Below are 8,197 nucleotides of genomic sequence, written 5' to 3'. Positions count from 1 at the left end.
GAATTAAATTCGCCAAGGTCAAGCGCACCTGTGGAAACAATTCCAAATTAGAAGGCTATTCATTTTGAATTCAAAAATGGTCATCCCTTTAGATCGCCTTTGGCTCAATCCACTTTTTTGCTAGCATAGCCGCTCTTGAGTCGTTGTTTAATTAGCGAACGCGCCCCGCGTGACCATTCGCGTAGCGTGGCCTAAAGGCCAAGGTCAATCGCATTTTGCTGGCAATTTAGTTCTGGATTAGTTCATTGGGTATCGCCACTTTGATCACAACGGTTTCACCTTCGGCTTCCCAATGAGCGCTCGCCTCCACCTGGGAGTTTAGTTCTGGATTCATTGGTATTGCCACCTTGATCGCCACTTCTTCACCGACTTTTTGAGGAACACTAGGAGGTTTTACCCTAGGCTGAGCTACTAGTGAAATAGGTTTGAGCAGGGGTTGGAAGCTATTGTCCTCTTGGAAATCAGCAACAGTTTCCATCGCCTTTGGCGCTGGTGCTACCACAGCAATTCCACCATTGAGTTTGGTAAGGGTAGAGCTTGGTACCTCAGCGGAGCTAATGGTGCTGAGGTTTGGATTACGGTTAAACACAAATCTGGGCTGGAGCAAACTTTTTAATAAAAGCCACAGCAAGCTCAATTCTCCAGGGGTATCACAAGGTTTCCACTGACCCACACCACAAAACAGCATTTCAATTAAACACCTTGTCTGGGGTAAACTCATCTGCTGATTAAATCCTATTTGGAGAGTGGGAGTTTCACTCGTGAGGTCTGTGTGAGTAATCTTTCCTTGTAGTCGCAAGTTCTCCCCCATTATTTTCAGACTTACTTTGATATTATCTTTAAGGGAGATAGATAGCTTCTCGGTCAGCTTGATTTGAGCACCTACTTGGGAAATCAACTTAGTCATGCCCCAATAGGTTTGACCTCCTATATTTATTCGCACCACTTTACGTAAGTCAAACCATTCGTTAGTATCCGGATTAGGAGAATCCAAAAGGATTAGTAAGGCGATACTCAGCACCAGGAGATTGTAGCCACTCCAAATCCAAGCTAAGCTGATGCCTTGGGTAAGTTGGGCTGTTTCTAGGGATGGCAAACTGCTGACTGGTATCAATAATTCGCTCAGATTAAACCCAAAGCTAATTGCTGTAGCAACGAATACAATAATCAGCGGCGATGCTAACTGCCAGTTGTAATTAAAACTCTCCCTAGATATTCCTTTCGGGGTTACTTTAAATCCTCTCGAAAAAGGATTCAGCATTGTCTGCAACACCGTTAATCCAATCGGGAAACATGACACTACTGAATAAATATCTGACATGAAAGCGGAGCGAGAGCCGCAGTTTACCCAGGAGAATACAGAAAACTGTAGCAAATAGAAAGGAACTAAAAAACACAATACTTCCGTAGCTGTTGCTTTAAAGCAAATAATCCCGAAAAATGTATACGCTATGGGAACAATGAGAAAATAAATTCGTGACCAGCTAGTAAACCAATAAAGCAACCCATCTAAATGAACCAGTCTTTGCAGATGAGTAAGTCCAGGAATTCTTAATGGATTTGCGTCTAGAAAAAGTCCCTGTAAGGTACCTTGTGCCCATCTTAGCCGCTGAGATACATGACTTGCGATATTCTCTGCTGCCAAGCCAGCACTTAATTTTTCATCAAGGTAAATTAACTTATAGCCAAGAGCCGATAAACAAACCCCAGTATAGTAATCTTCAGCGATGGAATCGGTAAAAAAGCCACCAATACTTAAGAGTGCGCTGCGCCTGACCACAAAAGACGTGCCACAACACACAATACTATTTGTGCTATCCCGAATTGGTTGAATGTGTCGATAAAATAATTCTTCTTCTGCCGTCAGAATGTTTTCTAAACCTAAATTATAGGCAACCGGATCGGGATTATAGTAGCTTTGGGGAGTCTGAACTAGAGCGACTTCCTTATCCTTAAAGAAACCCACAGTCCGCTTGAGGAAGTTCCTAGTAGGAATAAAATCAGCATCAAATACAGCAATTAAATCCCCAGAGGTTTGAGGAAAGGCATTGTTTAAATTACCTGCTTTGGCATTAAGATTATTTGGTCGCGTAATATACTCGCAGCCTAGCTCAGCTGCAAGTCTTTTGATCTCAGGACGTCTAGTATCATCCAGAAGATAGATCGTTTTTATTGTATACTCTAAAGCTTGACAACCAATAATTGTTCGTCGTAGGATAGAGGGATGTTCATTATACGTAGGAATAAGTATGTCAACAGACGGGGTAAAACGACCACTAATAACCGATAATTCACCCCAATCAGCTTCCCGACTTCTATCTTTTATCTGGGACAAGAAAAACAGCTGAATGGTGCTACCAGCTAGCCTCAGTATTTCCGCTAGTAATAACCCCAAGCTAAAGACTCCATTGACCAGGGTATCCAGATTGAGGGTAAACAGCGATCGCCACAGCACATACTGAAGAGTCAGCAGTAGCAAAATCCCTACCACCACAAGCTGCCACTTAGAGCGAGTTTTTGTCATAATCCCTTAACTGTAATTCCAGTATTGTCATTAGTTCTTGGATCATTAGTTCTTGGCAGAAGACCCCTATTACAGCCGATTGGGTTGAGGGGAGGGGATTGCCATCACCTGTAGGTTCATAACTAGTTTAGGCTCATAACTCGCTTGTTAGCACGAGCTAATTCCTTAGCTTCCCTCACAAGCTAAGGGGTAGACCGTCGCTTCCACCGTTCTTTATCTTAATTAACATTTAACTTGCTGATTGTTCACTGTTGACCGTTAACCCTTGACAGTGAAGATTACTCTGGTGTCAACACAAAATCCGTTGCTTAAATTATTCTGCAGGTTAAAGGTGTATCTGCCTGTGACCATTAACCCAACTTAGTACAGTCTAATCCGACCTTGGACCCTACCTATGTTCCATAACTTTGACAGAGTCGCCCCTACCAAAGGGCTTTAAGGATGATGGAGCCACTGTATTGGCACTTTGACTGAGACTATGGGTCGATCACCAACAGACTCTTAACAAGCTTTAACCTAGCTTAATTTAACATAATACTTTGTTAACTGGCAGGGGACATCTCGGCTATTATTTCATCCTCTTGTCCAACCACCCAGTTAGCAAAGCGCTTGGCTAGGGGTGGCACAAATACCAGGGGGTTAGTAAAACTAGAAAATATATAAACTCCTTCCACACCACCGAAGGAACCAACCACTGGTAAACTAGTGTTGCTGAATGCTACTAAACAATGATGCCAGGTTCCTGGTAATTTCTCAAGAGCTGGTAGAATTTTACCCACTTGAGTACGAATTTCCGCTTCCCCTTTCTCTGGCGCTATAGTGGCGTAGGGGTCTGTCAGTACACGGCTGAGCTGACCCATCCGTAAACTGCCATCTAAAAACTGCACTGCACCTGCATCAAGAATCGGTGGTACTACCTCATGAGCAGGCTCATCCCACAAGTGTTGAACTGACTTAGTACTGGCTTGCTTTTCGAGTTGAAACCGTTTCGTATTTGCTGGAATAACCATGGTCTGCAGCTGGATGTCAACTCTGGGAGTTTCAATCATCTCCTCATGAGTGAAATACAAGTAGACAGGAATTCCGGAAGCTTTCAGTAAGGTGCGACTGAGTCCACCAGCACAGACAACCGTGTTAGCGGTGTGGTAGGTGGCTGCTACTGTTTTGACTGCCTTGATAGCATCTGAACTCCTTACCAGTTCCACCACACGACCAATTTGGATTTCCCCCCCACAACGGCGGAAAGCTTTCAGGTAACCTTGGGTAGTCTTTCCTGGATGGATATGCCCGTGACGGACAGTAAAAGCTCCTGCGATCGCATTTCGATTGAGTAATGGTTCAAGGGCACAAGCGTCAGCCACACTCACCCAAGTTGGGGGAGTAGCACAACGGGCATAATCGGCTGCCAATTCTTCAAAGTCATCCTTGAGGTCAATGGTCAGCAATAAGTCTAATTCCCGGAACTGGGTATCTGTTGCTAATTCCTCAGATAAAGTTTGATAAATTTCTCTAGCTTCCTGACATAGCACTCGAGTTAACCTTGATGTTCCTGACCAATAGGCAAGACCACCATAGCTATAGCGAGTTGCTCCCTCTAGGGTAGGATGTTGCTCCAAAATCAGAACAGTCAAACCTTGGCGACACAATTCGTACCCGAGTGCTGCTCCAGTAATGCCACCACCAACGACAATCCAGTCATATACTTTCATCGTATAGTCGCATATCGTATAGTCTAATTGGGTATTTAGCCCAAAACTGACTCAATTCTACTGATTAGGGGTGGCAGTAGCAGGGAACCGGCTACAAAAATAGCAGTTATCGCTGAGATCAGCACTGCACCAGCGGCACAATCTTTAGCAATTTTAGCCAGTTCATGGTATGTCTGTTTAACAGTTAGATCTACGACCGATTCAATAGCTGTATTTAACATCTCCATGGCCATGACTAGCCCAGTGGTTAGTCCAATCACAGCCAGTTCTACCAGGGGTATTTTTAAAAAAATGCCCAAGGTAATCGCTAGAATTCCAATGGCTGTATGGATGCGGAAGTTACGTTGGGTGAGAAAGGCATAGCGAACCCCAGCCCAAGCATATTTGAAGCTAATCATTAATGTCGGAGCAATTCGCCAAGCCAAATCTCGGTTAGGTTTGACTTTGGAGTCAGAGTATTGGGGTACTGGTATAGATAGTTCTTGAGTCATCGGCAAGGTATTAGACACGAAAAACTGAGTTTGATAAGATTCCGCCTTTGGTAACACCATTTCTTGGTTCAGGGATAAGTCTTGGGTATACCTTGATCTTTCCCATATGGGGTAGGAGGATTAACCTTTAGGGATATACTGGAAAGCACAGCAGACTTCTAGGAATCATTAGAAAGACCTACGCTCTGAAGTAGAGTCTCCTGTTGATCCAGCATTCTCAGTAGACTTTCTTCATCCGGATGATCCCATCCTAGAAGGTGAAGTAAACCATGGGTTGCCAGCCAGGCTAGTTCCGTAGATACAGAATGCCCGTGCTGTTTAGCCTGTTGAACAGCAGTATCTACCGAAATCACGATATCACCCAAGTATAGAGGCACTGATAATTGCTTTTGGGGTGATAACTTAGGAGAGTTTACCTCTAAAGCTGCAAAAGCAAGTACATCTGTAGGCTGATTTTTTTTTCGGTACTGGGAATTAAGTGCCTGAATTTCACTATTGTCAGTAAGGCGAAGACTCAATTCGTAGCTGTTCGCCTCCGGTAAATCCGGTTCGAGGGCAACTAGCCATTGGTCAAACCAGCTTTCCCAAGTGTGGAGGGAAATTGGGCTGCTGGATTGGTTAGTAATGGTTTCAGCGGAATGGGAGCGATTAAAGAAACAATCCTGTACACTCAATTCAAACTTCACACTCAGCGTCTCCAAAAGGCTTGGCTACCAGTAGGGTAACCTACTCCGATGACCTAGCCGATTGGCTAGGTCATCGGCTTCGTTAATCCTGGGTCTAGGACTATGCTTACTGTTCCCTTGATTTTGCTCTCTCGAAGCATAGAGCCATCAACAAGAGTAAGTTTAAATCACTTAACAAACTCTTTAGTTAACGGGTTAGGTAGGCAAGACCCACCAGTAAGGCCAATAAACCAGAAACGGTGAGGAAAAAGTGTCTCAGAGATTTACCTCCCTTACGCACCATATTGCGCATGGCTAACTTGGTGTAACTAGGCTTAGGTTCACTTGAACCGCTATCGGCTGGGGCTGTAGTTGTATCCAGACCTTGTTCTGGCTGTTGGGTTTGTGAAGGTGGGTTGCTCATCGAACACAAGTACTCTACGTCAGAATTTCTTTGCTGATTTTAATCTAACAGCATACTTAACAATTTTTACCACGAATTACCCAGAAACTCTAGCTGTAGCCTGCTTTATCAATGCACCCTAAACCTAAGGCGAGTTTGTTGCCAAATTTTGCCTAATTCCTGCTTACTTGAAACTTGACCACTGACTATTTATCAGTAATAATCAACCAACTTTGACAATCACTAATAACCAATCATTAGTGATTAGTTAGTGTAAGCATTCAGCAGTCAGCTATCAGCTAATGCGCTACAGATGGTGCTACTTGAGGTGCTAGCAGGCGTTTTAACTGAACGGGGTCGGATGAGTAAAACGAGCAGGGATTTTCAAGCAGCCGTAGCAGCACCCCCCAGCTTGTTTATTACCGACCGTTGATTAGCTGACGGCTGACGGCTGATAGCTGACTGCTTACTAGTTAGTTAACTGATTTTCTTGACGCAGATACGCTTCAATGAATAAGTCAAGATTACCATCAAGGACATCATTAACTGCTGTGGTTTCCACACTAGTGCGCAGGTCTTTCACCATCTGGTAAGGATGAAACACATAATTTCGAATTTGGTTTCCCCAAGCCGCTTCCACCATGTCCCCCCGAATTTCGGCAATTTCTTGAGCTCGTTGCTCCTCAGCAATCACGAGCAACTTAGCTTTCAGCAGTACTAAGGCTTTTTCTTTGTTTTGCAATTGAGAACGCTCCTGAGTACAGCGCACAGCCAGGCCGGTAGGAATATGGACAATCCGCACTGCAGTTTCTACCTTATTGACGTTTTGCCCTCCCTTACCACCTGCACGGGAGGTGGTAATTTCTAAATCCTTCTCGGGGATTTCCAGCTCAACGGTATTATCCACCGCAGGCATCACTTCTACTCCAGCAAAACTAGTCTGTCGCTTACCGTTAGCATTAAACGGGGAAATCCTCACCAGTCGATGAGTACCTTTCTCGGCTTTCAGGTAACCATAGGCGCGGAGTCCGTCAATTTCCAGAGTGGCAGACTTAATCCCAGCTTCATCTCCTGGGGAAAGTTCGGCTAGGTGGACTTTATAACCATGGTTCTCTGCCCAACGGGTGTACATCCGCAGTAATAGGTCAGCCCAATCTTGGGCATCAGTTCCACCAGCCCCCGCATTGATGGTGAGGACAGCACCTTTAGCGTCGTAGGTACCAGATAACAGCTGTTCCAACTCCCAGCGATCCAGTTCTTTATTCAGCTGAGTCAAGTTGGTTTGAGCTTCTGCAAGCAGTGCGTCATCGGTTTCTAGTTCTAGCAACTCCAAGATCGCTTTAGTGTCTTCCAAACTGGATTGCCACTGTTTATAGCGTTGGAGGTTAGATTTTAGGTCGTTGAGATGTTGAAGGGTTTGCTGAGCCGAGTTTTGGTCATCCCAAAAATCTGGTTGAGCTGCCAGCTGCTCTAAATCTTGAATTTTGGCCTTCAGAGCAGCAATGTCAAAGATAGTCCTGGGTTTTACCCAGGCGCTCCGACAAGATTTCGACTGCCCGTTTCTGCTCTACGGTTTCCATAATGCTTCCATCCTTTACAACACCATTATAACTACACCATGTAAATACACCAGGTAATCTTCTTGATTTTAACTATACATTTCAACTATAGTATACTAGTATACCGAGAATTTTTATGATGCGATCGCCATCTCAAATACCCTGGTCAAATTCCAATTTGAAAACGTAATTGTAAATATTATACCGATATTTTAATCGATGTAATATCCATTTTTAATCACAAGTTTAAAACGTAATTATATAATGTATAATTACGTTTTAAACCTTTTTAAGGGCTATAATATAACGTTTTTTATAAGAGGATATCTGAAAAGTTGTTTGATACTGAATTTTGCCCCCCTAGCCCCCCTAGCGAGCAATCCCTCGCTTGGGGGGAACAAGAATCCATTTGCTGGTAAAAGTCCCCCAAGCGAGCAATCCCTCGCTTGGGGGACCAACGGGGGCTTTGATGTAGCAAATGATACTTCTCAGACAACCTCTAATTTTATTGAAATCGTTTATGAACAATTACAATATTATTTTATAGGGAACTCGATTTGATTTACTCCACTAATCACGCTTCATAATACACAACAACTTGCTTCTTTCCTAGAACAGATAGATTATCAATATTTACCATAAACTTTACCATAAATAGCCCTCACTTTGGGTATTGGGATTTCCTTAGGGATTCAGAGTTCAGCAACATTTAGGTATAGCAGAAGTCAGAAGTCAGAAGTCAGAAGTCAGAAGTCAAACTCTTGCGCTTCTTGATGCAATAGCGAGTGGGGGAAACCCCCAAGACCGCTTAGGTGCGCTTTCCGTTGGCGAATTAAATTCGCCACG

6 protein-coding genes are annotated in these 8,197 nt (G+C 43.9%); all 6 read right to left on the bottom strand.

Annotated elements, in window-relative coordinates; translation table 11 throughout:
• Positions 1-226: 226 nt before the first annotated feature.
• The 6 genes from F6K20_RS14660 to prfB all read right to left on the bottom strand — a co-directional run bounded on the left by F6K20_RS14660 (position 227) and on the right by prfB (position 7,372).
• Complete coding sequence (locus tag F6K20_RS14660) at positions 227-2,524, bottom strand: glycosyltransferase (RefSeq protein ID WP_008183342.1); 2,298 nt, start codon at positions 2,522-2,524, stop codon at positions 227-229.
• Between the two features lie 542 nt (positions 2,525-3,066).
• Positions 3,067-4,233, bottom strand: a complete 1,167-nt coding sequence (locus F6K20_RS14655; protein WP_008183344.1) for an NAD(P)/FAD-dependent oxidoreductase — start codon at positions 4,231-4,233, stop codon at positions 3,067-3,069.
• Between the two features lie 35 nt (positions 4,234-4,268).
• Positions 4,269-4,784: a diacylglycerol kinase gene (locus tag F6K20_RS14650; protein WP_008183348.1), complete on the bottom strand. Its 516-nt coding sequence runs from the start codon at positions 4,782-4,784 to the stop codon at positions 4,269-4,271.
• A gap of 98 nt (positions 4,785-4,882) precedes the next feature.
• Positions 4,883-5,410, bottom strand: coding sequence for an rRNA maturation RNase YbeY (gene ybeY, locus F6K20_RS14645; RefSeq protein WP_008183350.1), 528 nt, complete (start codon positions 5,408-5,410; stop codon positions 4,883-4,885).
• A 187-nt stretch (positions 5,411-5,597) separates the two neighbouring features.
• A complete protein-coding gene (locus F6K20_RS14640) occupies positions 5,598-5,813 on the bottom strand; it encodes a DUF3285 domain-containing protein (protein ID WP_008183353.1) in 216 nt (71 codons plus the stop codon).
• A 448-nt stretch (positions 5,814-6,261) separates the two neighbouring features.
• Positions 6,262-7,372, bottom strand: a protein-coding gene (gene prfB, locus F6K20_RS14635; protein WP_131826916.1) for a peptide chain release factor 2 whose coding sequence is annotated in 2 segments (ribosomal slippage) — positions 6,262-7,299 and positions 7,301-7,372 — 1,110 coding nt in all. Because the reading frame shifts where the segments join, the coding sequence is not laid out codon by codon here.
• Positions 7,373-8,197: the final 825 nt, after the last annotated feature.

Origin of the sequence: Moorena sp. SIO2C4 (assembly GCF_010672485.1) — a bacterium.
GTDB classification, from domain to species: domain Bacteria; phylum Cyanobacteriota; class Cyanobacteriia; order Cyanobacteriales; family Coleofasciculaceae; genus Moorena; species Moorena producens.
This window is presented reverse-complemented; position numbering and strand designations above follow the sequence as displayed.